The following is a 26,245-nucleotide window of genomic DNA, read 5'->3' as shown; positions in this document are numbered from 1 at the left end:
AGTGACCCGGGTGCGGGGGGATCGTTGGGCGGGGCATGAATGCCATGAAGCGCACCCTCTCCGCCCTGGTCCTCACCGGCGGCGCCGCCCTCGCACTCACCCCCGTCGCCGCGCACGCCGACGAGCCCGCCATCCAGGGCCCCCCGATCACCCAGCGCGTCACCGAGATCGTCGACAACCCGGGCCAGGCGGTCCAGGACACGAAGACGGCGGTCGAGGTGACCACCGCCGCCGCCGGGACCGCCGACAGCTCCCTCGCCGGAGCGGGCTCCGCCCTCGCCGCGGGCCTCCCCAAGACCCCGACGGTCAGCTGAACCCCCTCCCGGGCCCGGCTCCCGGCGGACGGGTAGGCCGGTTTCCGGGACCGGGCGCGGCCGGTCCCGCCGTCACTCGGAGGCTGCCCGCCGCCGGGCCGGGCCCTACCGGTGGCGGCGCCTCTCGGCGACCTCCGCGTCGGAGCGGCGCCGCAGGCCGGCGGAGAACACCGTGCCGCCGATCAGCACGAGGAGCCCGCCGCTGACGGCCGGGCCCAGGAGGGCGACGGTGCGGTGGCCCGTGGCCTCCATCCGCGGTTCCAGCAGGCCGATCGGGTCCTCGAAGAGGACGACGCTCCGGCCTTCCTCGAAGTCACCGAAGCAGTTCTGCTGCTGGCTCAGCTCCCGGACCCGGCCCGAGGCATCGGCCACCCGGCACCAGGCCAGGCCGTCCCCGTCGGAATCGGTCCGCTCCCCGGTCTCCACGACCACGGCGGGGACCCGCTCGCCGAGCTGCTTCGTGTACACCTCGGACAGGCTCGGGCCGGCGAACAGGCCCAGTGCCATGGACCCGAAGCCGATGACGGTCGCGGCTCCGGCCCGGTTCCAGAAGGCGCCCGCGACGGCCGAGCCGATACCGGCCGCGGCAAGCACGAGCAGTACGCCGACGAAGGACAGGCCGTAGGGGTACTGGGCGAGGAACCCGCCCGCCGTCGCCGCCCCCGTGACCGCCACGGCCCAGCACAGCGAGTTCCCCGCCCGTCCGGCTGTCCGCTCCCCGCCCTTGTCCGGCCCCATGCCCGATCCCCCTCCTGCCGCCCGCGCTTGCACCGCCCACCCTACGCAGGCGCGGCGCGCCGCAGGTCAGAGGTACTGCGCGAAGTCGTCCAGGGTGCGCAGGACCTCCGGCTCGGCGGCCGAAGGGAGTTGGAGGACCACTTCCTCGATGCCGAGGTCGGCGTAGTGGCTGATCTTGCCGGGGGTGGGCCGGACGGCGTACGGGACCACCTGGAGGGACTTCGGGTCGCGTCCGGCGGTCTCCCAGACCTGGCGCAGCACCGGCAGGGACTCGCTGAGCCCGCCGCCCCCGATGGGCAGCCAGCCGTCGGCGTGGTCGGCGACGGCGGCGAAGAGCTTCGGTCCGGCCGCGCCGCCGACCAGGGTGCGGGGCCCGTACAGGGGTGCGCCGGGGCCGAGTTCGCGCGGGGCCTGGACCGGCTTCGGGTAGGCGGCGCTCGCCTGGACGGAGGAGTACTGGCCGACGTACGCGGTGGGCTGGGGGGCCCACAGGGCGCGCATCAACGCCATCCGGTCGCGGACCAGTTCGCGGCGGGTGCGCCACTCGACGCCGTGGTCGGCGGCCTCCTCCACGTTCCATCCGTAGCCGATGCCGAGGGTGAGGCGGCCGCCGGAGAGGTGGTCGAGGGTGGCGGCCTGCTTGGCGAGGCCGATCGGGTCGTGCTGGGCGACCAGGGTGATCCCGGTGCCGATGGTCAGCCGCTCGGTCACGGCGGCGGCCTGGCCGAGGGCCACGAAGGGGTCGAGGGTGCGCCCGTACATCTCCGGGAGGTCGCCGCCCATGGGGGCGGCGGTGTCGCGGGAGACCGGGATGTGGGTGTGCTCCGGGAGGTACAGGCCGGAGAAGCCCCGCTCTTCGAGGCTCCGGGCGAGACGGACGGGGGAGACGGTGCGGTCGGTGAGGAAGATGGTCGCGGCGATCCGCATGGGTCCTGACACCTCCGAGACGTGGGACCCGCCACGGTACGGTCTGCGGCCGCATTTGTTGAGGGTGCGTCAGCCGGGGCGCCGGCAGTGGCGCAGGCCGCCCCTCAGCCGCGCGGGTAGCGGGCCAGCCAGCCGGGGGCCGAGACCGCCGGGCCGTGGAGGGACGGGCCCTGGGTCATCTCCAGGGCGAAGTCGTCGGCCAGCTCCAGCATCGTGGCGCGGCCCTCCAGGTCGGCCAGCCAGGCGGCGGGCAGGGCGGTCTCACCGTGGAGGGCGCCGAGCAGGGCCCCGCACAGGGCGCCCGTGGCGGTGGAGTCCCCGCCGTGGTTCACGGCGAGGCGCAGGCCGTGCGGGATGTCCTCGGCGACCAGGGCGCAGTAGACGGCGACGGCCAGGGCGTCCTCGGCGTCGCGGCCGTCGCCCGGGGAGAGGGACTCGACGGCCCTGGGGCTGGGCGCGCCCTGGGTGACGGCTTGCAGCGCCCGCTGGAGGGCGTCGGTGACGGGCTGGTGGCCCGGCCGGGAGCCCAGCAGGCCGAGGGCGCGCTGGACGGCGGGGTCCAGGGATTCACCGCGGGTCAGCCCGTGCACGATGACGGCGAGGGCTCCCGCCGAGAGGTAGGCGGTGGGGTGGCCGTGGCTCTGCGCGGCGCATTCGACGGCGAGCTGGAGGACCAGGGCCGGCTCCCAGCCGACCAGCAGCCCGAAGGGGGCCGAGCGGACGGCGGCCGCGGCGTCGCGGGCCGTGGGGTTCTTGGGCTTCTCCAGGGTGCCGAGGATGTCGTCGGCGAAGCCGGTCATGCAGGCCCGGTCCGGGCCGCGGCGGGCGTAGAGCCACTCCTCCTGCGCCAGCCAGCCGTTGTCCTTGCGGCGTTCGTCGGGGCCCCAGTCGTTCTGGGTGGCCGCCCAGCGCAGGTAGGCGCGGTGGACGTCGCTCGGCGGGTGCCAGGCGCCGGTGTCCCGGCGTACGTGGGCCCGTATGAGCCCGTCGACGGTGAACAGGGTGAGCTGGGTGGAGGCGGTGACCGTACCGCGCCGTCCGTAGGCGGGGGCCGGCTCGGTCAGGCCGCCCAGGCCGTGGGTCTCGCGGATGCCGTCGAGGGAGAGCCCGGCGACGGGCGCGCCGAGGGCGTCGCCGATGGCGGAGCCGAGAAGTGCGCCGCGGACCCGGCTGCGGAAGTCCTGCTGCTCGACACGGCCCCACAGGCCGGTGGTCACCGTCGAGGCCGGGGCCGGGCCGGCCGGGGACGCGCCGCTGCCGTGGGCCGTGTGCGCCGGGGCGGCGCGGTGGCCGGCTCCCGTCGCGGATGCGGTCGCGGTCGCGCCCGTGGCTGCGGACGCGCCGGCCGGTGCCTCCGCATGCGCGGCCGTGAGGTCCGCCGCCGCACCCGGCGCGGTTCTCCCCGCGTCCGCCTGTGCCTCCGCCTTTGTCACCATCGTCGTCCCCCCGACCGTGCCTGCTCGCTGCCCCGCTCACATCTGCCCAGCTCGCAGCAGTGCTTGGCGCGCACTGTAGTGGACAGGTTCGGTCGGATTCGGAGGAAGTGCGTCAAGCGGCGCGTAAGTGAGCGGAGAACGGCCGGAATGGGAACACTTCCGGCCGCACTCGTGACCTGCGGCACGTCGTGCCGGCCGCCTTCAGTGCGGTGGATTCCGGCCACACCCCGTTCACGCGAAGTCCCCGGCGGCCGACAGCGCGGGGAACCCGGCCGCCGTGCCGGGTCAGTCCAGTACGGGCAGCAGCTCCGGCAGGTGCCCGTCCGAGGCGCGCGCCGCATCCTGCCGCTCCTGCGGGACCTCCCCGTACAGCGTCGTACGGGCCTTCGCGGGCCGCCCGGCCGCCTCCGCGACGGCGATCAGGTCCTGGACGGACTTGTACGAGCCGTAACCCGACCCCGCCATCCGCGAGATGGTCTCCTCCATCAGGGTCCCGCCGAGATCGTTCGCCCCCGACCGCAGCATCTCGGCCGCACCCTCGGTACCCAGCTTCACCCAGCTCGTCTGGATGTTGGTGATGTGCGGGTGCAGCAGGATCCGGGCCATCGCCGTCACCGCCCGGTTGTCGCGGACCGTCGGACCGGGCCGGGCGATCCCCGCCAGGTACACGGGCGCGTTGGTGTGGATGAACGGCAGCGTCACGAACTCCGTGAACCCGCCCGTACGCTGCTGGATCCCGGCCAGCGTGCGGAAGTGGCCGAGCCAGTGCCGGGGCTGGTCCACGTGCCCGTACATCATCGTGGACGAGGAGCGGATCCCCAGCTCGTGCGCGGTGGTGATCACGTCGATCCAGTCCGCCGTGGGCAGCTTGCCCTTGGTGAGGACCCAGCGGACCTCGTCGTCCAGGATCTCCGCCGCCGTGCCCGGAATGGAGTCCAGCCCCGCCTCCTTGGCAGCCGTCAGCCAGTCCCGTACGGACATGCCCGTCCGGGTCGCCCCGTTGACGACCTCCATCGGGGAGAAGGCGTGCACGTGCATCCCGGGAACCCGCTGCTTCACCGCTCGCGCGATGTCGAAGTACGCCGTCCCGGGCAGGTCCGGGTGGATGCCGCCCTGCATGCACACCTCGACCGCGCCGACGTCCCACGCCTGGGCGGCCCGGTCCGCGACCTGGTCCAGGGACAGCGTGTACGCGTCGGCGTCCGTACGGCGCTGCGCGAAGGCGCAGAACCGGCAGCCGGTGTAACAGACGTTGGTGAAGTTGATGTTCCGGGTGACGACGTACGTCACCTCGTCGCCCACCACCGACTTCCGCAGGTCGTCCGCGACCCGGCACAGCGCGTCCAGCGCCGGGCCGTCCGCGTGCAGCAGAGCCAGGGCCTGCTCGTCGGTGAGCCGCGTCGGGTCGTCGGCGGCCTGCGCGAGGGCCGCGCGCACGTCCGTGTCGATGCGCTCGGGCACCATGCCGGGCGCCGCGGCCTCGCGCAGGGACTCCCAGTCGCCGTAGACGTGGTCGAAGTCCTCGCGGCGGTCCCCGGTGCGGCCCTCGGTGTCGATCGCGGTGTGCAGATCGGTGCGGCCCGACGAGGTGAAGGCCTCCTCCGGCTCCTGCCACGGATGACCCTCCACCGTCGCGTCCGGCGCCGCGAGTCCCGTGCCGGGGTCGGCCAGCGACCGTACGTGCGGCAGCAGCCGGGGATCCAGCCACGGCTCGCCCCGCTGCACGAACTCCGGGTACACGCAGAGCCGTTCGCGCAGCTCGAAACCGGCGTCCGCCGACTGCTCGGCCAGCAGGTCGATCTGGGGCCAGGGCCGCTCGGGGTTGACGTGGTCGGGGGTCAGCGGCGAGACGCCGCCCCAGTCGTCGATCCCGGCCCCGATCAGGCGGGCGTACTCCCCGTCGACCAGGTTCGGCGGCGCCTGGAGGCAGCCCGAGGGGCCCATGATGTGCCGGGCGACGGCGATCGTCGCGACGAGGTCGTCGAGTTCGGCGTCCGGCATGCCGCGCATCGCCGTGTCCGGCTTGGCGCGGAAGTTCTGGATGATCAGCTCCTGGATGCCGTGGTAGGCACGGGAGATCCGGCGCAGCGCGAACAGGGACTCCGCGCGCTCCTCGTACGTCTCGCCGATGCCGATGAGCAGACCGGAGGTGAAGGGGACCGAGGAGCGCCCGGCGTCCTCCAGGACGCGCAGCCGGACGGCCGGCTCCTTGTCGGGGGAGCCGTGGTGCGGGCCGCCGGGCTCGGACCACAGGCGGGTGGCCGTGGTCTCCAGCATCATGCCCATGGACGGGGCGACGGGCTTGAGCCGCTGGAAGTCGGACCAGGACATCACCCCCGGGTTGAGGTGCGGGAGGAGACCGGTCTCCTCCAGGATCCGGATCGAGATGGCCCGGACGTAGGAGATCGTGTCGTCGTAGCCGTGCGCCTCCAGCCACTCGCGCGCCTCGGGCCAGCGGTCCTCGGGCTTGTCGCCGAGGGTGATCAGCGCTTCCTTGCAGCCCAGCGCGGCGCCGCGGCGGGCGATGTCGAGCACCTCGTCCGGGGACATGTACATCCCGTGGCCCGCGCGGCGCAGCTTGCCGGGGACGGTGGCGAAGGTGCAGTAGTGACACTTGTCGCGGCACAGCCGCGTGAGGGGGATGAACACGCTCTTCGAGTACGTGATCACGCCCGGGCGGCCGGCCGCGGCCAGGCCCGCGTCGCGGACCCGGGCGGCGGAGGCGGCGAGGTCCAGGAGGTCCTCACCGCGCGCCTGGAGGAGTACGGCCGCCTCGGTCGCGTCGAGCGCGACACCGTCGCGGGCCCGACGGAGCGCGCGGCGCATCGCGTTTTCGGTCGGAGCGTCACTCGGAGTGGTCATACGGTGAGCATACGATCCGTCGGTGCCGGCCCGGACCGGGTCACCGCATCACTTCACCGGCATTGACCAGCAATGACTGGCCGGTTATCGCCCGCGCCCGGTCGGAGGCGAGGAAGGCCGCGGCGTCGGCCACGTCCCCGTCCGTGGCCAGGTCGGGCAGTGCCATGCGCGCGGTGAGCCGGGCGTGGACCTCTGCCTCGGGCACGCCCTCGGAATGGGCGGTGAAGGTGACGAAGGCTTGTACCGGCGGCCCCCACATCCAGCCGGGGAGCACGGAGTTGACCCGGATCCGGTGCGGGCCGAGCTCACGGGCCATGGAGTACATGGCGGAGGTCAGGGCCCCCTTGGAGGCGGCGTAGGCGGCCTGCTGCACCTCGTTCGGGGCGGCGACCGCCGACTGCGTCCCGATGACGACGACGGAGCCGCCGCGCTCCTTGAGCGCGGGGAGGCAGGCCCGGGTCATCCGGAGCGTGCCCAGCAGGTTCACGTCGATGATCTGCTGCCAGGTGCCGAAGTCGGCGTCCTCGATCCCGCCGAAGTAGGAGTCCCAGGCGGCGACGTGCACGACGGCGTCCACACCGCCGAACCGCTCCCGCGCGAGTGCGGCGAGGGCCGCACACTGTGCCTCGTCGGTGATGTCGGTGGGCAGGTACGCGGTGTGGGCGCCGTCGGGGTCGATCTCGGCGGCGGACTTGGCCAGATTGGCCTCGGTCCGCGCCCCGAGGACGGCATTGCCCCCGTCCCGCACCACGGTGGCGGCCACCTGATGGCCGAGCCCGGCCCCCACCCCGGAGACGACCACGGTCTTCCCTCGCAGCAGCATGACGACCCTCCGCACGACGCATCGACCTGACGGTGCGTCAGGTTACGGCGGCCGGCGGGGGATGTGAAGGGGCGGGGGCGCGGTCTCGGGCGTGGGGCGGTGGCTTCGGGGGCCTGTGCCTGTGGGGGCTGATCAGGGATGGTTCGGGGGTTTCCCGTCAGTCCCATCGTCTTGCCGTGTCGGGCCGGCCCCTCAAGGGCGCTCACTGCGTTCGCGTCGCTTCGCGATGGCCTGCGGCCACCCTTGACCGTCCGTCCCGCCACGGAAAGACGGGACTGTCGGGAAGCCCCCGAAGGAACGGTCACCGGGGACCGATCCCTGCACGGGCCCCTCAGTGAAGCGCGGCCCGGCCCGCAGCCGCCCCGCCGGAGCGAGACCCCGACCGGACCCCCGGCAGGAGCGGGGGCGCATCGGACCACTGCCCACTCCTCATGGCTCGGCGCCTGCCACCCGCCGGGAGTTGGACGCAGGCCACCACCACCTGTCCGGTGGCCGCCTGGGACGAGCGGCGACGCCCGTGCGGTATCGAGGGGTGCGCAAGCCCCCCGCGAGCGACCGATGGGGGCGGGTGCCGGAGGGGCGCCCCCCGTCCGCACCGGGGACGGGGACATCCATCGACCACGTCGTCCACGTCGTCGGGATGGGGGCGTTCGCCGACCGCGTCGGGGGATTGGGGGGTGTCCACCGGCTGTCGGGTGCCGGAGGGGCCCCTCACAGCCCTCCGGGGCTTGGTGGTCCCCGGGAGTCCGACGCCCCTCCGTCCAGAGGGATGAAAATCCCTTGGTCGGAGTCGGATGCCGAATTACTCGGCCTCTCGCTCCGAGAGGCCGTCATCTCCGCCTGAACTCCCGACCAAACAGGGACGGACTACCGCTGACGCCTCCCGGGAGACGGGAGACGTGGGACGGGGGACGGAGACGAGTGACCGGCCGTGGGCGGCGCATGTCCAGCTCCGGACGGTGGCAGGCGCTGGGACGGGAGGGGTGTGTGCGATCTGACGCGCCCCGCTCCAGGCCCCCGCCTGACCGCTGCTTGCTGGTGGGTGGCCGTCCCCGCGCTCCGGCGCGCCTCGGATGAAGGGTGGGGCCGGGCGCGCTCGTGCCCCTGCGGTCCCGGCCGCGCTTCACTGAGGGGCCCGTGCAGGGATCGGTCCCCGGTGACCGTTCCTTCGGGGGCTTCCCGACAGTCCCGTCTTTCCGTGGCGGGACGGACGGTCAAGGGTGGCCGCAGGCCATCGCGAAGCGACGCGAACGCAGTGAGCGCCCTTGAGGGGCCGGCCCGACACGGCAAGACGATGGGACTGACGGGAAACCCCCGAACCATCCCTGATCAGCCCCCACAGGCACAGCCCCCGAAGCCCCCGCCCCACGCCCGAGACCGCGCCCCCGCCCCCACCTCGGCCCCCCACCTCGGCCCCCTACCTCCACCCCCACCGCGTGGGACCCCTGGCGGCTCGCGTGCCGTAACCGACCCCGCATCACGCCGCGCGGATCGTCGCACCCAGGCGGCGCAGGCCCTCCTCGATCTCCTCGGGGGTGTGGGTGGTGAAGGACAGGCGCAGGGTGCGGGGGTCCGGAAGGGTGGTGAAGAACGGCGCTCCCGGGACGAATGCCACCTGGTGGGCTATCGCGCTGTCGAGCAGGGCCCCCGCGTCGTGTCCCTCCGGGAGGCGGGCCCAGACGAACATGCCGCCCTCGGGACGGTTCCACGAGGACCCGGCGGGCAGGGCGTCGCCGAGGCCGCCCAGCAGGGCGTCCCGGCGGGCCCGGTAGGCGGCGCGGACCGTGTCGACGTGGGCGTCCAGGTCCGCTGCGCCCAGGTAGTGGGCGGCGGCCAGCTGGTCCACCGTCGAGGTGTGCAGGTCCGCCGCCTGCTTCGCGACCACGGCCGCGCGCCGCAGCGCAGCCGGGGCGCGCAGCCAGCCCAGCCGGAGCCCCGGTGCCATGATCTTGGAGAAGCTCCCGAGCAGGGCCGTACGGTCCTCCGCTCCCGGGTGGGCGGCGAGCCAGGGGATGTGGTCGCCCTCGTAGCGGAGGTCTCCGTACGGGTCGTCCTCCACCAGCCACAGTCCGAGGCGCGCCGCGATGTCCGCCACCGCCGCGCGGCGGGCCGCCGGCAGGGTCCGCCCGGTCGGGTTCTGGAAGGTGGGGACCGTGTACAGGAGCTTGGGGCGTTCCCGCTCGACGATCTCGGCCAGGGCGTCCGGGAGGATGCCGTCCTCGTCGCAGGGCACGGCCACGACCCGGGCGCCCGCCAGCCCGAAGCACTGCAGGGCGGCGAGGTAGGTGGGGTTCTCGACCAGGACCACGTCGCCGGGTTCGACCAGGGCGGTGGTGATGAGGGTGAGGGCCTGCTGGGAGCCCGAGGTGACGAGTACGTCGTCCGCGCCGGTCGGCAGGCCGCGCGCCGCCGCCCGGGCCGCGACGATCTCGCGCAGCTCGGGTGCGCCTTCGGTGGTCGAGTACTGGAGCGCCCGCCGGGCGGAGTCCGTGAAGGCGGCGTCGTACGCGGCCCGCAGACCCTCGGTGTCGAAGAGCTCCGGCGCGGGCAGTCCGCCGGCGAAGGAGATGATCCCGGGACGTGCGGTGAGGGCGAGGATCTCGCGGAGGGGAGAGCCCTCCACCGAGGTGGAGCGGGCGGCGAACGCGGGCGGCGGGGTAAGGGCGACAGCGGGCACGTGGGCTCCTCCGGAGACGGGTGGGCGCATCGTAGCCGGAGAAAGGTGCAGACACCATGTATGTATCGGATGGTGAATCAGGTTCCCCGCCCCTCCCGATCTGATGTGGCATCAGCTAGACCGTTCCCATGACGACATCAGAGCGGGAACAGGAGCACGGCCCGGAACGCAGCCAGCAGCACGGCGAGGAGCACGGCGAGGGGCACGGCGAGCAGCGCGACGAGCGCCACGGCCAGGCGCAGGACCGCCGGCGCGCGCATCTCCGGCAGGACACCCGCGTCGACGACTACGCGGGACTCGCGGCCGTCGGCCCCTACGGCGTCCGCCCCGGCCATGCACTGATCACCATGGTCGAACCGCACCCGGGCCACGAGTACGCGTACAACCGCTGGTACGAGGACGACCACTACTACGCCGGCGCCATGGCCATGCCCTGGATGTACGCCGGCCGCCGCTGGGTGGCCACCCGCGAACTCCAGGAACTGCGCTACCCGGAGAAGTCGGCCGTCGCCCAGCCGGTCACCGCCGGCTGCTACATGTCGACGTACTGGGTGACCGAGGGCCGCTACGACGAGCACATGAAGTGGACCGTCGGCATCAACAAGCGGCTCAACCGCGACGACCGCGTCTACCGCGACCGCACCCACGTCTTCACGGCCTTCCAGGACCACGCGGCCACGGTCTACCGCGACGGCGCCGCCGGTCCGCGGGACTTCCACGCGCTGGACCATCCGTACGCCGGGCTCGTCGTGCAGGTCATCGACGCCGACGGGCCCGAGCAGCGGGCCGACCTGCTCGCATGGCTGCGTTCGCGCGCCCTGCCGGCGCGGCTGCACGGTTCGCCCGCCGCGATGGTGACGGTCTTCCGGCCGACACCGCTGCCCGGCGACCGGATGACGTACGTCAAGCAGGTGGAGGGGGTCGACACCCGCCTCACGCTCCTGTGGTTCCTTGAGGAGGACCCGCGGGGCTGCTGGGACCGCTTCCAGGGGCTGGACCTGGAGGTGGCCGGGGCGGGGCTGGGACGGGTGGAGCTGGTGGCGCCGTTCATCCCGACGGTGCCGGGGACCGATCGCTACGTCGACCAACTGCGGTAGCAGGGGCGGTAGCGGTAGAGGTAGCGGTAGCAGGGGCGGCAGCACCGGCGGTGGCCGTGACCGCGGGCCGGCGGGCATGGCCGAGCCCCCTCGGCCAAGACGGCGGGCCGGTCGAGAGGGCTCCAGTCGATGCTGCGTTCGGGACGGTCGGGATGCACGGGGTGACGCTCAGGCGAGGCGTCCCAGCCGGCCCTCGGTGACGTCGGCGACGAACGAGGTCCAGGAGCCGGGCGCGAAGGTGAGGGACGGACCGTCCTGCGCCTTCGAGTCGCGCACCGCGACGGTTTCCATGACGGGGGACTTGACCTCGACGCAAGCGCCGTTGGCGGAGTAGGAGGACTTGACCCAATTGATCGTTGCGCCCTGGCGAATAGCCATGTTTCTCTCCGGTTCAGCGAGTAGTTCCGGTGTCGTGCCGACCATTGCTCCGGCCGACGTGATCGACGCTACCCGCAGCTCCTGAGGGGAAGAGAGGCCATTCACCCGACCGAGTGGCATATTCCATTCAGGCCTTCTGTGGCCGGGGACTGACGGTGTACCGTGCCGCCCCCTTCCACCGGCCGGCCCGACCTCTCCGGATTCAGCTCTCTTTGCCCGCATAGCACTCGATGATGTCGGAAATGAACCGCCGGGTCTGGTCGACATTGAGCGCCTGTGCGCGCAGGTGCTCGTACATCACGCTGTACCTCTGTACGTCGTTGGCCTTTTCCAGGTACAGATCGCTCGTCACGCCCTCGATGTAGACGACGGTCGAGTCGGAGGCGTCAGGGAATTCCAGGATCGCGTACTGGCCGTTGACCCCGGGGTGCGCACCCAGTGAGAACGGCATGACCTGCACCGTGACGTGCGGCTGCTCCGACTGCTCTATCAAGTACTGGAGCTGGCGGATCATCAGCTGGGCGTCGCCCACCTCCCGGCGCAGCGCGGCTTCGTCGATGACCGCCCACAGGCGCAGCGGCCCCAGTTCCGGGTTGTTGTTGTCCGCCGCGGAAAGCCGCTTCTGGCGGTGCATCCGGACCTGGACGCGCTTCTCGACGTCGGCGGGAGCGGTCTCGGGCCACGCGCCGCGGACGAGGGACTGGGCGTACTCCGTGGTCTGGAGCAGCCCGGGGATCACCAGGGGCTCGTACGTGCGCAGGCTGGCCGCGTCCGTCTCCAGGCCGATGTAGACGCTGTACGGGATGTCGCCGAAGGCGTGCCACCAGCCCTGCTGGCGGGAGTCCTTCGCCATCTGCATGAGGGAGTCGACGAGCCGTCTGTCCTCGACCTCGTACACGTCGCACAGGTCGCGGACGTCGCGCTGGCTGATCGAGCGGCGGCCGTTCTCCAGGCGGCTGATCTTCGACTGGGAGACGAGCAGGCGTTCGGCGACCTGCTCGGCCGTCATGCCCTTGTCTTCGCGCAGTTTGCGCAATTCCATGCCCAGTCGGCGGCGTCGGACGGTGGGATTGACATTGGACGCCACGTGAACGGCACCTCCGCCTTCTTCTGTTTCTGTCTCTCTGCGTGTCTGATGCTGAGCAGACTGCCACCGAAGAGCGCGGCGCCGCTGGGGAACGGCCGGGAAAACAGACGCGCGGGGCGGCGCGGCCGGCGGACCGGCCGCACCACCCCGCGCGCTGGCGGCTCCCGAACCGGGTCGTCGAGGACGCCGGTCACGGCGATGGCGTTGCGATGGAGCTGTGGATCCGAGCCTGATGGTGCGGTCGTACGGTGACGCGGTGATGCGGTGGTGCCGTGCTGCGGCCGTGCGGTCCTGCGGGTGGATCAGTGCGCGGCCACGCGGGCCATCGCACCCGTCCGGCGCGGCTGGAGCGGGACCCCGCTCGCCGTGGCCCGGGCGGGCGGTGCCGGTGCGCGGTCACGCCGTGGCTGTGCGGCCACGCCGTTCTGGACGTCCATCACGGCGTGCGCCACGAGTCCGCCCATCGGGTCGTGCCGGATCAGATCCCGCAGCCGGGACCTGGACGACCGCCCCTCGTTGCCGGGGTACAGGTGCTTGCCGAGTCCGACCGCGTGGGCCAGTGCGGCAAGCGCCGCGGTCCGCGGGTCCGGCGGTACACCGGTGCGGATCGCACTGTCCAGCCGGGCACGGATCTCCCGGCTGATCGCCGTGTCGGTCGCCTGGTAGCGAGTCGTCGGCAGCACCCCGCACATCTGTCCCGCGACGGCATGGACCATGCCGCAGCGCTCCAGGTGGGCGAGGTAAATCTGGCGGAGCCCCAGCCGGGGTCCACCGATCCAGTGGACCGCCCGTACCGGGCTGCCGCGCCTGCGCAGCAGTTCCAGTGCGGAGTCCAGAGTCGGATCTCCTGTCGGCCGTGGCATCACCACGGCGATACGATCCCCATCAGGGGCTATCCGTCCTGCCAGAGCCAGCTCCACTAGCTGTGCCCCGGCCAGGCCGAGGTCGAGCGACTGCGGCTGCGCCGTGGTACCCGTGGCCGGGTCCAAGGCGAGCAGCAGAAGCTCCTCCGGAATTGTTCTGCGGCTCCTGCCCATCCATGCCTCCCCGCGTGGATGAGTGACAGGGTGACGCCTCTCACATTCATCTGTCGAGAGCGCGTGACCGCTTTGTGGGGGAACCCGCAGCTATGTCGTTCTCGTCTAGCACGGGGGCGATGCCCCCTAGACGGGACACTGTTAGACATTCGGACAGCCGGACGTGGCGGCGATCTAGGAGGAACTGGTGGCGGGCGAGTCCCCCGAGAAGTCGGTAGATGCAGGAGCGCCGGGGGCGGCGGAGTCCTCCGCCGAGCGTGATCCGAGGGTGTCGGTGTTCCGGCCGAGGGATCCGGAGGACGGGTCGTTGACCGGATCGGCGTCCGGCCCCGAGGACCGGGCGGAGGCCGATGCGGCCGAGCCGGTCGCGGAGGCCGACTCCGAAGCCGAAGCCGAAGACCGGTCCGACTCCGAGGCCGAAGCCGAAGACCGGTCCGACTCCGAGGCCGAGGCCGACGCCGACTCCGAAGCCCGGTCCGACTCCGACGCCGAGGCCGGGTCCGGGCAGCGGGATCCGCTGCGGGACGCGGTGGCGGCCTGGGTCGCGACGACCGAGCCGGAGTCCGGTTCCGCTGACGCAACCGCACACGCCTCCGACGCCGCCTCCGACGCCGCCTCCGACGCCGCTTCCGACGAGGAGCCGGACAGGACCCGGCGCCCCGGGACCCCGGTCGGCCCCGCCGACGCCGGGCGTCCCGCCGTGCCCGAGCCCGCCGCGGAGCCCGTCGACGAGCCGAACCGCCGGCCCGCCGCTGCCGGTTCCGCTCGCGCAGCCGGGGAGAAGCCCGCCGACAGCGAGCGCACGGCCGTCTTCCGTGCGGTGAAGCCCGCTGCCGCGCAGCCTGCCGAAGGTTCCGCTCCCGCAGCCGGGGTGAAGCCCGCCGACAGCGAGCGCACGGCCGTCTTCCGTGCGGTGAAGCCCGCCGCCGTGCAGCCCGCCGACGGTTCCGCTTCGGGGGACGGCGCGAAGCCCGCCGAGGGTGGGCGCACTGTTCCCGCCGCTTCCCCCGCCACTCCTCCGGCTCCCGCTCCGGCAGATCCCGCCGACAGCGAGCGGACGGCGGTCTTCCGTGCGGTGAAGGCGGATGCCGTCGCCGAGAAGGCGGCCGGGGAGTCCGACAAGGATTCCGCTTCGGCGCCCGCGGTGACCCCCGACGACAGTGAGCGCACCGCGGTCTTCCGTGCCGTGAAGCCGGGTTCCGCGCCCGCCCCCACCGGTTCCGCTTCGGATGAGCCGGCCGACAGCGAGCGCACCGCGGTGTTCCGTGCCGTGAAGCCGGAGGATGCGCCGCCCAAGGCCAGCACCTTCGTGCCGCTGCGCACGGACGACGTTCCCGTGCGGCCCGACCCGGGGCAGAAGCCGAAGACGGCTCCTGCCGGGCCCGGCGTGCACCCCGCCGACCGGAAGCCCGCCACCCCGGCCCAGGCCCAGGCACCGGCGCCGGCACCGGCGCCCGCGCCCAAGTCCGCAACCGCCCCGGCGCCTGCGCCCCCCGCCCCGGCGCCTGCGCCCGCAGCCGCGCCCGAGCGCACGCCCGCCCCGCCCCCGCCGGCGGCCCCCCGGCCCGAGTTCGAGTCCGCCGAGCGGACCACCCAGCAGCCGCTGCCGCCCAAGCCGCCGCTGGACATGCTGGCGGACCTCACGAACAACCCGCCCCCGCCGCCGAGCCCGATGCGTACCGCGGTACGGCGGTTCAAGATCTACTTCCCGCTCGTCGTGCTCCTCGCGGTCGTGCTCGCCGTCGTCCAGCTGGTGCGCCCGCTGCCCGAGCCGAAGCTCGTGATGAGCCAGAAGGCCTCGTACACCTTCGGCGGCTCGAAGCCCGAGCTGCCCTGGCCGGGCGAGGGGCAGGCCTACATGGCCGCCGCCGGCCTCGGCACGCTGGGCCAGTCCGGCGAGCAGAAGCCCGTACCGATCGCCAGCGTCACCAAGTCGATGACGGCGTACATCATCCTGCGCGACCACCCCGTCAAGAAGGGTGAGCAGGGCGAGATGATCGAGGTCGACAAGACGGCCGAGACCGAGGGCAAGAAGAACGACTCGGTCAACAACGAGTCCACCCTCGACACGGTCAAGGAGGGCGACAAGATCTCGGAGTACGACGCGATCGCCGCGCTCATGATCCCGTCGGCCAACAACATCGCGCGGCTGCTCGCGCGCTGGGACGCCGGTTCGCAGGAGGCGTTCGTCAAGAAGATGAACGACACCGCCAAGGAACTCGGCATGACCAACACCACGTACACGGACCCCTCGGGTCTGGACGCGACCACGGTCAGCACCGCCGAGGACCAGGTCAAGCTGGGCCTGAAGCTCGTCGAGATCGAGACGCTGCTCGACATCACCAGGAAGCCGAGCTGGATCGACCCGTCGGGCAAGAAGTGGGACAACTGGAACCGCCTGGTCCCGTACAACGACTCGCTCGGCATCAAGACCGGTACGACGACGAAGGCCGGCGGAAACCTCCTCTTCGCCGCCCAGAAGAAGATCGGCAACACCAACCAGCTGATCGTCGGCGCCGTCCTCGGCCAGCACAAGCCGCCGATCATCGACAGCGTGATCGCCGCGAGCAAGCAGCTGATGATCGCCACCCAGAAGTCCCTGGAAGGCGCGCCCGTCGTGAAGAAGGGCGCCGTCGTGGGCTACGTGGACGACGGGCTCGGCGGCCGGACCCCGGTCGTCGCGACGGCCGACGTACAGGCGGTCGGCTGGGCCGGCCTGACCGTGGACGTGAAGCTGACCGACGGCGGCAGCAAGATCCCGCAGACCGCGAAGGCGGGCACCGAGATCGGCCTGCTGACCGTCGGTGAGGGGGCCAGTCAGGTGAAGGTGCCGGTGGCGCTGCAGAGCGATCTGGCGGCGCCGGGTGTCGGGAGCAAGCTGACGCGCGTCGGCTGACCTCCGATGGGATCGTGGGACCGGCGCCCCGGGCACAACCCCGGGGCGCCGGCGCGCGTCTTGGCAAAGGGGACGCGTGGGCGGAATCAGGTGTTGGGGAGTGCGGCAGTGACCACCGCTGAGCAGCAGGGCCGCAGGCAGGTCCCGGTCGGGACGCGGAGCCCGTCGGCGACGCCCGACGGTCCCGGCGAGGTGCCCGGTGGTGCCCCCGGGGCCGCCCCCGGCATACGGGCTCGTGCCCTGTGGTGGGCCCTGCGGCATCCGGTGGCCGTGGCCACCGCCCTGGCCGCCGTGCTGCACGTCCTCTGGTTCTTCAGCTTCGCCAACAGCGGCGGCGACCTCGCCGCGCAGGACGCCTGGGCCGAGTTCGTCGGGCGCCATCCCGACTCGGCGTACAACCTCGCGTGGTACGGCGGGATGCACCCGGTTTCGTACAGCGTGGTCTCGCCGTACCTGATGCACGTGCTCGGTGTCCGGACCACGATGATGATCGCGGGTACGGTCTCGGCCGGGCTGCTCGCACTGGTCCTGACGCGCTGCCGGGGGGCCGTGCGCGAGCCGCTGTGGCCCGCCCTGGCCGGGGTGTTCGGGCTGCTGTGCAACGCCCTGTCGGGCCGGGTGACCTTCGGCCTCGGCGTGATGTTCGCGCTCGGCGCGGTGGCCGCCGTCTTCTGCTGGCCGCGCAAGTGGGCCGCGCGGCGGTGGGCCAAGGCCGCCGCGGCGGCGCCGCTGGCCGCGCTCGCGACGGCCTCCAGCCCGGTCGCGGGGCTGTTCCTGGGGGTGATCGCGGCCGCGCTGTTCCTGAGCGGGCGGCGGCCGGGTGCGTACGCGCTGGGCCTGGCGCCGGCGGCCGTGGTCGGACTGTCGGCCTGGCTGTTCCCGTTCTCCGGGACCCAGCCGATGAAGCTGGGCTCGGCGTGGCTGCCGTTCGTGTTCGCGCTGCTGATCCTCTTCCTCGTGCCGAAGCGGTGGAAGACGGTCCGGATCGCTGCGGCCGTCTACGCCTTCGGTACCTTCCTGACCTGGGCGATCGACTCCCAGGTGGGTTCGAACGTCACCCGGCTGGTCATGCTCTTCGGCGGGGCCGTGCTGCTGGCGGCCCTCCCGTACGAGGTGCCCCGCTCGCGCCGCTGGTACGCGGTGCTCCTGGCCTTCGTGGGGCTGAACGTCTGGATCACCACCAACAGCGTCACGGACATCGTGCGCACGACCCCGATGGCCGCCTGGAGCCGGGAGCTGGCGCCGCTCGTGGACCAGCTGCAGAAGGCGGGGGCCGAGCGCGGCCGGGTCGAGGTGGTGCCGGCCAGCAGCCACCGGGAGTCCTCGGCCTTCCCCTCGTACGTGAACCTCGCGCGGGGCTGGAACCGGCAGGCGGACCTGGAGCGGAACCCGCTCTTCTACGACGACACCCTCACCGCCGACAGCTACCGGACCTGGCTGGAGCGCTGGGCCGTGCACTACGTGGTGCTGCCCGCCGACACACCCGATTCGGGGGGCAAGGACGAGGCGAAGCTGGTGCGGGAGGGGCTGCCGTACCTCCAGCAGGTGTGGGGCGACGCGAACTGGCAGCTGTTCAAGGTCCACGAGCCGACGAACCTGGTGGCCGGGCCCGCGACCGTGGTGCGGGCCGGGGCGGACCGGATGGTCATCGACGTGAAGGAGGCCGGCCGGGTGCTGGTGCGGATCCCGCACTCGCCGTGGCTGGGGCTGGTGGACGGGGCGGGCAAGCCCGTCCCCCCGCCGCAGGAGACCCTCGCGTCGAAGGCGCGCAGCGACGGCGGGACGGCGGGCACGCTGCCGAAGGAGTACGAGAACACCTCCGGGTGCTTGTTCAAGGCCGTTCCGGACGCGGCGGGCGACGTGTGGACGGAACTGCTGGCACCGGCGCCGGGTGAGTACCGGGTGGCGGCGAAGTACCAGCTGCCGCGGGGGACGCCCTGCCCGGAGGAGCTGGTCCACCAGGTGCTCGGTCCCCCGGTGCGGCCGGTTCCTCCCCGCCCGTGATCCCCGGCCTTGATCCCCGGCCTTGATCGGGAATTCTTTACGCTCCGGTCCGGGTGCGTTGTTCCCTATATATGCATACGATCCCAGTAGTCCGATTGGGTGCTTCCCGAGGGAGTTGACGACGGGATGAGCAAAGAGCAGAAGCAGGACGTCCGGGCGGTCATCGCGAAGGCGCAGGAGCCGATCCAGCCGCCGCGCACGCAGGGTCACGGCTTCGAGGGTCCCGTACGGACCAAGGTCAAGGGCGGGGCGCACACCAAGGCCGCGCTCAAGCGGGCCGGCACTCCGCAGGGCGACCGGATCGGCGAGCGCAGCAGAGGCCTCAGCTGACCCTGCCGGGAGGCGGGTCCGCGGTGGTACCGGCCCTTCCGGCTCACGCCGGGAGGGCTTTCGTCCGCCCGCGGCGGGGGTGCCCGCGGGCCGGGTCCCGACGTCTTCGCGGGGGAGCGGCCGGACGACCCTCACACCGTCGACGGACGGCCCACGCCCACGCACGGTCCTGGTAACCCACCCCACGAATAATGTGATCTTCTGCGCCGACCTGGTGGAATGACCGCGTGAAGTCCAAGAAGGCAGCCGGGCGCCTGCCCGCCCTCCTGCCCGCCCTCCTGCTCCTGCTGCTGATCCCCGCCGCGGCCCTCCCGCTGGCCGGCTGTGACGCCGTCGGCAGCCTCCAGGCAGCGGACCAGGGCCGCCCCGCGGCCCGCGCCCAGGGCCCGCACCGGCTGTGGCCCGAGCGGCCCCCGGCCCCGCCCGAGCCGGACGAGGAGCGGCGGCCCGACGGGCCCGCCGGGGTCGCGGGCATCGACGTGCGCGGGGGCGCGCTGCGGGACGTCCGGCCGGTGGACGTGCTCAGGGCCGACCTGCGGTCGGGCGCCGCGCGGCCCGGCGACGGGGGCGAGCTGGGTGCGGCGTTGCGCGGGTGCGAGGACCCCGAGGCCGCGGGATGCTCGCTGAGGCCCGCGCACTACCGTGACCTGACCGGCAACGGCCGGGATGAGCTGATCGTCGGTGTGGAGCTGCCCGGGCACCGCCTGAACCTCCGCGTCTACACCGCCGACGACGGCAAGCTGCTCAGGATCATGGAAACGACCGCTCGCGTCATCGACGTGCAGCTGACGGAACGGGATCTGATCATCCAGTCCACCACCAGTTTCCCGGGGACCGAGAGCCGCGACGTGTGGACGTGGTTCCCCGAGCAGCAGGCCATGGTGCCCCGGCTGATGGAGACCGTCCGCCGCCCCTCGGAGCCGCGCTGATGCTCCTGCCCGCCTGGACGGCGACGCTGACCTGGAAGACGGCCGTCTTCATCACCCTCATGTGCTGCGGGCTCGCCGCGCTCCTCGGCGGCCTCGTGCACAGCGCCATGACCCAGCAGACCGTCGGCACCGCGCGGGAGAAGGCGCTGGCCAAGCTGGACCGGGCCGTCAAGGCGTACGAGACCGGCGCGCGCCTGCCGCGCGGCGAGGGCATCGACCCCGTCGGCCTGCCGCCGGAGCTGCGCGCGCTGGCGGTGAGCGGCAGACGCGCCACGGCCGTCGGCGAGCACCGGGGCCGTTCCGCGATGTGGGCGGCGGGTCCCGCCGACGCCGACACCGCGATAGCCGCCTCGGTCGACTTCACCGCCAGCGAGCGGATCATCGCCGACCTGGACCGCGCCATCCTGGGCTCCTCGGTGCTGGCCATCGGCGGCACCCTCCTCATCGGAGCCTTCGGCGTCACCCGCATCACCCGCAGGCTGCACCTGACCGCTCAGGTGGCCCGCCGGATCAGCGGGGGAGACCTGGACGCGCGGGTGAACGACGCCTCGCGGAGCAAGGACGAGGTGGCGGCGGTCTCCGAGGCCCTGGACACGATGGCCTCGACGCTCCAGTGCAAGCTCGAATCGGAACAGCGGTTCACGGCGGACGTCGCCCACGAACTCCGCACTCCGCTGACCGGCCTGAACGCGGCCGCGGAACTCCTGCCGCCGGGCCGTCCGGCCGAGCTGGTACGGGACCGGGTGCAGGCGATGCGCTCGCTGACCGAGGACCTGCTGGAGATATCGCGGCTGGACACGGGCAGCGAGCGGGTGGAGCTGGACTCGTACGACGTGGCGGAGCTGGCGGCGCGCGCGATCCGCGGCTCCGGCACCGCGACCGAGCTGGTGGTGCTCTTCCGGCTCAGGGCAGAGACGGACCGGCGCCGGCTGGAGCGGATCCTGGGCAACCTGATCGTCAACGCCCACCGGCACGGTGCGGCCCCCGTGACGGTCACGGTGGACGGGGCCGTGGTGACCGTGGCCGACGCGGGACCGGGCTATCCCGAGTACCTGCTGAGCACCGGCCCGCAGCGGTTCCGTACGGAGGGCATGAACAAGGGCCACGGCCTGGGTCTGACGATCGCCCACGGCCAGGCCCGGGCGCTCGGCGCGACCCTCACCTTCCGCAACCCGCCGTCGGGCGGCGCCGAGGCCCGCGTCACGCTCCCCGCCCAGCCGGCTCCGCGGCCGGCGTGGACGCAGCCGGGCCCGGGTTCGCAGCCCCGGCAGCCCCGGCTCCCGTGACGGCCCGGGCGGGCGCCGGCCCCGCCACGCGAAGAGGGCCCCCGGCCGCATGCGGCCGAGGACCCTCGGAACGTGCCCTCGGCAGGATTCGAACCTGCGACACCGGCTTTAGGAGAGCCGTGCTCTATCCCCTGAGCTACGAAGGCAGTGCTGCGGCGGCGCGGCGGAAGAGGCCGAGCCACCGCGGACAGTGTAGCGGGTGGTGCTTGATCCGCATCTGTGATCCACGGCCCCCGCCCCGGCGGGCCGGGAGGCGGGTCAGAGGGAGCGGAAGAAGGCGCGGATGTCACCGACCAGGAACTGGGGTTGCTCCATGGCCGCGAAGTGGCCGCCCCGGTCGTGTTCGGTCCACCGGACGATGTTGTCCGTCCGCTCGGCGATGTGTCGCAGGAGGACGAAGTTCTCCTTGGGGAAGTGGGCCAGGGCGGTCGGTGCCTTCGACGGCTCGGGCGGCAGGCCCCGGTAAGCGGCGTGCGCCCGCTCGTAGTAGAGGCGGGCCGAGGAGCCGGCGGTGCCGGTGAGCCAGTACAGCATCACGTTCGTGAGCAGGAGGTCGCGGTCGACGGGGCCGTCCGTCCACTCGTGGAACTTCTCGGCTATCCAGGCGAGTTGGGCGACGGGGGAGTCCGTCAGCCCGTAGGCGAGGGTCTGGGGGCGGGTGGACTGGATGTCCGCGTACCCCTGCTTGTCCCGCGTCCATTCCTTGAAGCGTTCCCAGGATTCCCGGGTGCGGTCCGCCTGTTCCGGGGACAGGTCCGAGAGGTCGCCCGGTTCCTCCGTCATGCAGGAATTCGGGATCAGGTTCAGGTGCACGCCGATGACCTCGGGCCGGGTGCGGCCGATCTCGCGCGAAACGGCCGCGCCCCAGTCGCCTCCCTGGACCCCGTACCGTGCGTATCCCAGCCGGTCCATCAACTCGGCGAATGCGGCCGCGACGCGGCGGAACTCCCAGCCGGGCTCGCGGGTCGGCCCGGAGAACCCGAAGCCGGGAATGCTCGGCAGGACCAGGTGGAAGGCGTCCGCGGGGTCGCCGCCGTGGGCGGCGGGGTCCGTGAGCGGGCCGGCGACGTCGGTGAACTCGACGATCGAGCCGGGCCATCCGTGCGTCATGAGCAGCGGCGTCGCGTCCGGCTCCGGGGATCGGATGTGCGCGAAGTGGAGGTGGGCCCCGTCGATCACCGTCGTGAATTGAGGCCATTCGTTCAGTTTCGCTTCGGCGGCCCGCCAGTCGTACGTGTGCCGCCAATAGTGCACCAATTCCCTCAGGTGATCCCCCGGTATCCCGTACGTCCATCCCGCTCCGGGAATTTCCTCGGGCCACCGGGTCCGGTCCAGGCGTTCGTGGAGATCGTCCAGATCGGATTGCGGAATACTGATCCTGAACGGATCGGTGTTCTCTGAAGGAATCATGCGCCGCATGCTATTTCATCCGCCTCCGGGGTCCGGGGGAACGCCGACTGCCCGGTACGGGCGCCCCGTTCCGGGCCGGCCGCGGCTGGTCCGCGCCCCTGGCGCGGCCGCCGTCAGGGGCGGATGATCCGGACCTGGAAGCTGCCGTTGCGCAGCTCGCCCACCACCGAGACGCTGATGCCCGCCTTCTCGTCGGTGAAGGTTTCGCCCGGCCGGAACGGGGCGTCCGACAGCTCCGCGTGGACGTTGGGCCGCCGGGTGCAGCCGCCGCTCGCGCCCGTGCTGTCCGAGACGGTCACCGGACCCTGCCCGGTGTCCACGTCGGAGTCCACCTTGTAGATGAGGACGCCGGGTTTGCAGACGGATTCGTCGTTCCCGGCCTGGGTGCGCACCTCCACCGCGTAGCCGGCGCTCTCCGACAGGGGGACGAAGGCCAGCTTCGTGCCGCCGCCGACGGCGAGCGGGGACAGGACGTGGTCACTGGGGCCGGACTTCGAGGCGCAGCTGATCTGCGTACCGTCCAGCCACCCCAGCTTCCATTTGTGCCAGCCCAGCAGGTCGTTGTTGGCGCCCCAGTCCTCGCTCATGATGTCCCAGTGCCCGACGGCGCCCCCGCCTTCGGAGGTGTACAGGTCGGGCAGCCCGAAGACGTGCCCGTTCTCGTGCGGGAGCACCCGGAAGCCGGTCTCCCGGTAGGTGCCGGAGCCGTCGTCCTGGCGGCTGTAGACGAAGGAGGTGTTGGCGAGGGGCACGCCGTCGGCGACGGGCGCCTCGCTGTTCCCGGAGAAGGTCACCGACAGGACGGTGTCCAGGGCGGACGGCCCGGCGTTCGGCGTGACCAGGACGTTGACCAGGTCGTACCGGCTGAAGTCCACCTCGGAGTCGGCGGCCTTCGCGATGTGCTCGACGAGCTGCCGGTAGCCGGGCTCGTACGGGGACCCGCGCTCGATGCCGTACGCCGCGAACGGCATGGGCATGCGCAGCCAGGTCTTTATCGGGGCCTCGGCCCGGTAGGTGAGCCGGCCGTAGGAGCTGGTCCGGAACCAGTCGGCGGTCTGGGGGAAGAACTCCGCCATCCGGTCCAGGGCCGTGCCCTCGCCCTTGGCGTCGGGGAAGTCGATCATCAGGTTCAGTGCGCGGACCTCGCCGGTGGAGCGGGAGTATCCGGGCGGTGTCGGCAGACCCTCGGACATCTGTACGCCCATCGTGCCGGCGATCCGGCAGGGCGCGAGCGCCGATTCGGCGGTGGTGGCCCCCGGTCCGGCGGCCGAGTGCCCGCGGCTGGATATCCCCGTGCTCGCGGTCGCCGTGACGCCGAGCGCCAGCGCGGTCAGGCCGATGTACGCGCTGGTGCGGCGGGGTGTGCGTATCCGGTGGCGGGTCTGCGGCATGGAGATCGCCCTCGAGTCCGCGGCAGCCGGCCGGTCCCGGTCTGCGCTCTGTCCGCCCACCCTCCGACGGCTGCGACGCGCCCGCGCGCCGGGAGAGGCCGAACGTGAACACCGTTATGACCCAGGTCACACGGAGGGGTGAAATAACCGGGGAGAGGTTCCCCGTTTGTACGTGAGTCCCGCGAAGTGGGGACCGGCTCCCCGTTTGGGCGGGCCGTACGTGCCGCCAGGGAGGCCCCGGGAATGAAGAGCTCGAGCGACACCGCAGCGGGCGCGCCGGCCGCCGCGTGCGCCCTGGCGCACCCCGTGGACGCGGGCGCCCCCGGGCGCGTGCCGCGGCCGCGGGCCGACGCCCTGCGCAACCGCGAGCGCATCCTGGTGGCGGCCCGTGAGCTGTTCGTCGAGTTCGGCCCGAACGCCCCCTTCGACGAGGTCGCCCGCCGGGCCGGGGTCGGCAACGCCACGCTGTACCGCCATTTCCCCGACCGGTGCACCCTCGTCCACCACGTCGTGCTGTTCGTCATGGGCCGGGTCACGGCCACGGCCCGGGCGGCCCTCGCGGAGGAGGCCGACGCCTTCGCCGCGCTGTGCCGGTTCACGCACGCCGCCGCGGACGAGCGCATCGGCGCGCTGTGCCCGATGCTCGGCGACGGCTTCGACCGGGACCATCCCGAACTCCACGACGCGCGCGAGGTCCTGGAGGAGTCCGTCGGGACCATGCTGGCCGCCGGCCAGGAGGCCGGGCTGATCCGCACGGACATCGGCGTCGGCGATCTGATGGTCGCCCTGTCCCAGCTCAGCCGCCCCCTGCCGGGCACCGGCTGCCCCGAAGCGGACCGCTTCGCCCACCGTCACCTCCAGCTGTTCCTGGACGGGTTGCGGGCCCCGGCCCCTTCCGTACTGCCCGGCTCGCCCGCCACCTTCGACGGGCTGAGACGGAAAACCACATGACCCAGCCAGGCGTCTTACGTATCTTTTTTCGGTTATTTCAGTCATTCCGCACAGTGAAGTGGGTACCCTCATGCCAAAAACAGCCGCGACCTCGCCGCCGGCTGCGGACCCCAGCCGCTGGAAGGCGCTCGTCTTCATAGCCCTGGCCCAGCTGATGGTCGTCCTCGACGCCACCATCGTGAACATCGCCCTGCCCTCCGCCCAGACCGACCTGGGCATCTCGGACGGCAACCGCCAGTGGGTCATCACCGCGTACGCGCTGGCCTTCGGCGGACTGCTCCTCTTCGGCGGCCGCATCGCCGACAAGTGGGGCCGCAAGAACGCCTTCGTCGTCGGCCTCGTCGGCTTCGCCCTGGCCTCCGCGCTCGGCGGCGCCGCGAACGGCGAGGCCATGATGCTGGGCGCCCGCGCCCTCCAGGGTGCCTTCGGCGCGCTGCTCGCACCGGCGGCCCTGTCGCTGCTGGCGGTCATGTTCACCGACGCCAAGGAGCGCGCCAAGGCCTTCGGAATCTACGGTGCGATCGCGGGCGGCGGCGGCGCCGTCGGCCTGATCCTCGGCGGCTTCCTCACCGAGTACCTCAACTGGCGCTGGACCTTCTTCGTCAACATCCCGTTCGCGATCGTCGCGGCCGTGGGTGCCTGGCTGGTCATCCGCGAGCCCTCCGGCGGCCGCAACCGTGCGCCGCTCGACATCCCCGGGGTGCTCCTGTCCACGCTGGGTCTCGTCGCCCTGGTGTACGGCTTCACCCGCGCCGAGTCCGCGGGCTGGTCGGACGGCGTGACCGTGGGCATGTTCCTCGCCTCGGCGGCGCTGCTGGCGGCCTTCGTCTTCGTCGAGGCCCGGGTGAAGTCCCCGCTGCTGCCGCTCCGCGTCCTGCTGGAGCGCAACCGCGGCGGCGTCTACCTCTCGCTCGGCCTGGCCGTCATCTCGATGTTCGGCCTGTTCCTCTTCCTCACCTACTACCTCCAGATCGTGAAGGGCTTCTCGCCCGTCAAGACCGGCTTCGCCTTCCTGCCGATGATCGTGGGCATGATCGCGGGCTCCACCCAGATCGGCGCCCGCCTGATGACCCGGGTCGCGCCGCGCCTGCTGATGGGCCCCGGCTTCCTGGTCGCAGCCCTCGGCATGCTGATGCTGACCCAGCTGGAGGTCGGTTCCTCGTACCCGGCGCTGATCCTGCCGGCGCAGCTGCTCCTGGGTCTCGGCATGGGCACGGCGTTCATGCCGGCCATGTCCCTGGCCACGCACGGGGTGGACCCGGCCGACGCCGGAGTGGCCTCCGCCATGGTCAACACCTCGCAGCAGGTCGGCGGAGCCATCGGCACCGCGCTGCTGAACACCATCGCCGCCTCGGCGACCACCGCGTACCTGGCGGACCACGCGGCGGAGAGCGCCGGGGGCGGTGCGGCCGCGCAGCTGATCCAGGCCCAGGCCATGGTCGAGGGCTACGCCTCCGCGATCTGGTGGGCGGTCGGCATCCTGGTCGCCAGCTCGGCCATCGCCCTGACCCTGATCAACACCGGCCGCCCGGGCGGTGGCGGGCCGGTCGCCCAGGGCTCCGCGGAGGCCGAACTCAAGGTCCCGGTGATCGCCCACTGACGGGCGGCTCCGGCTCCCGGGAATGACTGACGACCCCGCCTTGTTCAAATTTGAACGAGGCGGGGTCGGTCG

At 72.6% G+C, this 26,245-nt stretch carries 20 protein-coding genes and 1 tRNA gene; 9 read left to right on the top strand and 12 right to left on the bottom strand.

The window, feature by feature from the left end; translation table 11 throughout:
* Positions 1-35 precede the first annotated feature (35 nt).
* On the top strand, positions 36-314 hold the full coding sequence (locus ACFWUZ_RS06175) for a hypothetical protein (protein WP_384367834.1): 279 nt from the start codon (positions 36-38) through the stop codon (positions 312-314).
* A gap of 105 nt (positions 315-419) precedes the next feature.
* Here the strand turns inward: ACFWUZ_RS06175 and ACFWUZ_RS06170 are convergent, their stop codons facing one another.
* The 6 genes from ACFWUZ_RS06170 to ACFWUZ_RS06145 all read right to left on the bottom strand — a co-directional run bounded on the left by ACFWUZ_RS06170 (position 420) and on the right by ACFWUZ_RS06145 (position 9,807).
* Positions 420-1,052, bottom strand: coding sequence for a hypothetical protein (locus tag ACFWUZ_RS06170; RefSeq protein WP_384367831.1), 633 nt, complete (start codon positions 1,050-1,052; stop codon positions 420-422).
* 66 nt (positions 1,053-1,118) lie between these two features.
* On the bottom strand, positions 1,119-1,979 hold the full coding sequence (locus ACFWUZ_RS06165) for a TIGR03619 family F420-dependent LLM class oxidoreductase (protein WP_384367828.1): 861 nt from the start codon (positions 1,977-1,979) through the stop codon (positions 1,119-1,121).
* Positions 1,980-2,083: 104 nt separating this feature from the next.
* Positions 2,084-3,196, bottom strand: coding sequence for an ADP-ribosylglycohydrolase family protein (locus ACFWUZ_RS06160; RefSeq protein ID WP_384368085.1), 1,113 nt, complete (start codon positions 3,194-3,196; stop codon positions 2,084-2,086).
* Between the two features lie 504 nt (positions 3,197-3,700).
* Positions 3,701-6,277 carry a bifunctional FO biosynthesis protein CofGH gene (locus ACFWUZ_RS06155; protein ID WP_384367825.1) on the bottom strand — a complete coding sequence of 859 codons (2,577 nt, stop codon included), beginning with the start codon at positions 6,275-6,277 and terminating at the stop codon, positions 3,701-3,703.
* Positions 6,278-6,317: 40 nt separating this feature from the next.
* A complete protein-coding gene (locus ACFWUZ_RS06150; RefSeq protein ID WP_384367822.1) occupies positions 6,318-7,100 on the bottom strand; it encodes an SDR family oxidoreductase in 783 nt (260 codons plus the stop codon).
* 1,477 nt (positions 7,101-8,577) lie between these two features.
* Positions 8,578-9,807, bottom strand: coding sequence for a PLP-dependent aminotransferase family protein (locus ACFWUZ_RS06145; RefSeq protein WP_384367819.1), 1,230 nt, complete (start codon positions 9,805-9,807; stop codon positions 8,578-8,580).
* Between the two features lie 98 nt (positions 9,808-9,905).
* Between ACFWUZ_RS06145 and ACFWUZ_RS06140 the strand changes: the two genes are divergently transcribed.
* The gene (locus ACFWUZ_RS06140) at positions 9,906-10,874 is read left to right on the top strand and encodes a hypothetical protein (RefSeq protein ID WP_384367816.1); all 969 of its coding nucleotides are present in this window, start codon (positions 9,906-9,908) and stop codon (positions 10,872-10,874) included.
* Positions 10,875-11,042: 168 nt separating this feature from the next.
* Here the strand turns inward: ACFWUZ_RS06140 and ACFWUZ_RS06135 are convergent, their stop codons facing one another.
* The 3 genes from ACFWUZ_RS06135 to ACFWUZ_RS06125 all read right to left on the bottom strand — a co-directional run bounded on the left by ACFWUZ_RS06135 (position 11,043) and on the right by ACFWUZ_RS06125 (position 13,376).
* A complete protein-coding gene (locus ACFWUZ_RS06135) occupies positions 11,043-11,252 on the bottom strand; it encodes a DUF397 domain-containing protein (RefSeq protein WP_384367814.1) in 210 nt (69 codons plus the stop codon).
* 202 nt (positions 11,253-11,454) lie between these two features.
* On the bottom strand, positions 11,455-12,339 hold the full coding sequence (locus ACFWUZ_RS06130) for a helix-turn-helix domain-containing protein (protein ID WP_384367811.1): 885 nt from the start codon (positions 12,337-12,339) through the stop codon (positions 11,455-11,457).
* 302 nt (positions 12,340-12,641) lie between these two features.
* Complete coding sequence (locus ACFWUZ_RS06125; RefSeq protein ID WP_384367808.1) at positions 12,642-13,376, bottom strand: GPP34 family phosphoprotein; 735 nt, start codon at positions 13,374-13,376, stop codon at positions 12,642-12,644.
* A 307-nt stretch (positions 13,377-13,683) separates the two neighbouring features.
* Between ACFWUZ_RS06125 and ACFWUZ_RS06120 the strand changes: the two genes are divergently transcribed.
* From ACFWUZ_RS06120 to ACFWUZ_RS06100, 5 genes are all read left to right on the top strand, one after another.
* Positions 13,684-16,272: a hypothetical protein gene (locus ACFWUZ_RS06120; RefSeq protein ID WP_384367805.1), complete on the top strand. Its 2,589-nt coding sequence runs from the start codon at positions 13,684-13,686 to the stop codon at positions 16,270-16,272.
* 108 nt (positions 16,273-16,380) lie between these two features.
* A complete protein-coding gene (locus ACFWUZ_RS06115) occupies positions 16,381-18,276 on the top strand; it encodes an MFS transporter (protein WP_384367802.1) in 1,896 nt (631 codons plus the stop codon).
* Between the two features lie 126 nt (positions 18,277-18,402).
* Complete coding sequence (locus tag ACFWUZ_RS06110) at positions 18,403-18,606, top strand: hypothetical protein (RefSeq protein ID WP_384367799.1); 204 nt, start codon at positions 18,403-18,405, stop codon at positions 18,604-18,606.
* Between the two features lie 227 nt (positions 18,607-18,833).
* Positions 18,834-19,535: a hypothetical protein gene (locus ACFWUZ_RS06105; protein WP_384367796.1), complete on the top strand. Its 702-nt coding sequence runs from the start codon at positions 18,834-18,836 to the stop codon at positions 19,533-19,535.
* Positions 19,535-20,821, top strand: a complete 1,287-nt coding sequence (locus ACFWUZ_RS06100; RefSeq protein ID WP_384367793.1) for an ATP-binding protein — start codon at positions 19,535-19,537, stop codon at positions 20,819-20,821. Before ACFWUZ_RS06105 ends, ACFWUZ_RS06100 begins: the two co-directional genes overlap by 1 nt.
* Before the next feature lie 73 nt (positions 20,822-20,894).
* Here the strand turns inward: ACFWUZ_RS06100 and ACFWUZ_RS06095 are convergent.
* The 3 genes from ACFWUZ_RS06095 to ACFWUZ_RS06085 all read right to left on the bottom strand — a co-directional run bounded on the left by ACFWUZ_RS06095 (position 20,895) and on the right by ACFWUZ_RS06085 (position 23,622).
* Positions 20,895-20,967 (bottom strand) — tRNA-Arg (locus ACFWUZ_RS06095).
* Between the two features lie 112 nt (positions 20,968-21,079).
* Positions 21,080-22,231 carry an epoxide hydrolase family protein gene (locus ACFWUZ_RS06090; protein ID WP_384367790.1) on the bottom strand — a complete coding sequence of 384 codons (1,152 nt, stop codon included), beginning with the start codon at positions 22,229-22,231 and terminating at the stop codon, positions 21,080-21,082.
* Positions 22,232-22,344: 113 nt separating this feature from the next.
* The gene (locus tag ACFWUZ_RS06085; protein WP_384367787.1) at positions 22,345-23,622 is read right to left on the bottom strand and encodes a M6 family metalloprotease domain-containing protein; all 1,278 of its coding nucleotides are present in this window, start codon (positions 23,620-23,622) and stop codon (positions 22,345-22,347) included.
* Positions 23,623-23,865: 243 nt separating this feature from the next.
* On the opposite strand from ACFWUZ_RS06085, the gene ACFWUZ_RS06080 reads away from it, so the two are divergent.
* Positions 23,866-24,573 (top strand): TetR/AcrR family transcriptional regulator, encoded by a 708-nt coding sequence (locus tag ACFWUZ_RS06080; RefSeq protein ID WP_384367784.1) that lies wholly within the window; start codon positions 23,866-23,868, stop codon positions 24,571-24,573.
* 70 nt (positions 24,574-24,643) lie between these two features.
* Entirely contained in the window at positions 24,644-26,173 is a 1,530-nt protein-coding gene (locus ACFWUZ_RS06075; protein WP_384367781.1) for an MFS transporter, read from the top strand.
* Positions 26,174-26,245: the final 72 nt, after the last annotated feature.

This window comes from Streptomyces sp. NPDC058646 (genome assembly GCF_042716875.1).
Classification (GTDB): Bacteria; Actinomycetota; Actinomycetes; order Streptomycetales; family Streptomycetaceae; genus Streptomyces.
The sequence above is the reverse complement of the archived record's forward strand: the minus strand, read 5'-3'. Positions and strand labels throughout refer to the sequence as shown.

Excerpts from the sequence above, each read along its gene's own strand:
- ACFWUZ_RS06175 (WP_384367834.1), top strand. The coding sequence starts at position 36 with ATGAATGCCATGAAGCGCACCCTCTCCGCCCTGGTCCTCACCGGCGGC.
- ACFWUZ_RS06170 (WP_384367831.1), bottom strand. The coding sequence starts at position 1,052 with ATGGGGCCGGACAAGGGCGGGGAGCGGACAGCCGGACGGGCGGGGAAC.
- ACFWUZ_RS06165 (WP_384367828.1), bottom strand. The coding sequence starts at position 1,979 with ATGCGGATCGCCGCGACCATCTTCCTCACCGACCGCACCGTCTCCCCC.
- ACFWUZ_RS06155 (WP_384367825.1), bottom strand. The coding sequence starts at position 6,277 with ATGACCACTCCGAGTGACGCTCCGACCGAAAACGCGATGCGCCGCGCG.
- ACFWUZ_RS06150 (WP_384367822.1), bottom strand. The coding sequence starts at position 7,100 with ATGCTGCTGCGAGGGAAGACCGTGGTCGTCTCCGGGGTGGGGGCCGGG.
- ACFWUZ_RS06145 (WP_384367819.1), bottom strand. The coding sequence starts at position 9,807 with ATGCGCCCACCCGTCTCCGGAGGAGCCCACGTGCCCGCTGTCGCCCTT.
- ACFWUZ_RS06140 (WP_384367816.1), top strand. The coding sequence starts at position 9,906 with ATGACGACATCAGAGCGGGAACAGGAGCACGGCCCGGAACGCAGCCAG.
- ACFWUZ_RS06135 (WP_384367814.1), bottom strand. The coding sequence starts at position 11,252 with ATGGCTATTCGCCAGGGCGCAACGATCAATTGGGTCAAGTCCTCCTAC.
- ACFWUZ_RS06125 (WP_384367808.1), bottom strand. The coding sequence starts at position 13,376 with ATGGGCAGGAGCCGCAGAACAATTCCGGAGGAGCTTCTGCTGCTCGCC.
- ACFWUZ_RS06110 (WP_384367799.1), top strand. The coding sequence starts at position 18,403 with ATGAGCAAAGAGCAGAAGCAGGACGTCCGGGCGGTCATCGCGAAGGCG.
- ACFWUZ_RS06100 (WP_384367793.1), top strand. The coding sequence starts at position 19,535 with ATGCTCCTGCCCGCCTGGACGGCGACGCTGACCTGGAAGACGGCCGTC.
- ACFWUZ_RS06090 (WP_384367790.1), bottom strand. The coding sequence starts at position 22,231 with ATGATTCCTTCAGAGAACACCGATCCGTTCAGGATCAGTATTCCGCAA.
- ACFWUZ_RS06085 (WP_384367787.1), bottom strand. The coding sequence starts at position 23,622 with ATGCCGCAGACCCGCCACCGGATACGCACACCCCGCCGCACCAGCGCG.
- ACFWUZ_RS06080 (WP_384367784.1), top strand. The coding sequence starts at position 23,866 with ATGAAGAGCTCGAGCGACACCGCAGCGGGCGCGCCGGCCGCCGCGTGC.
- ACFWUZ_RS06075 (WP_384367781.1), top strand. The coding sequence starts at position 24,644 with ATGCCAAAAACAGCCGCGACCTCGCCGCCGGCTGCGGACCCCAGCCGC.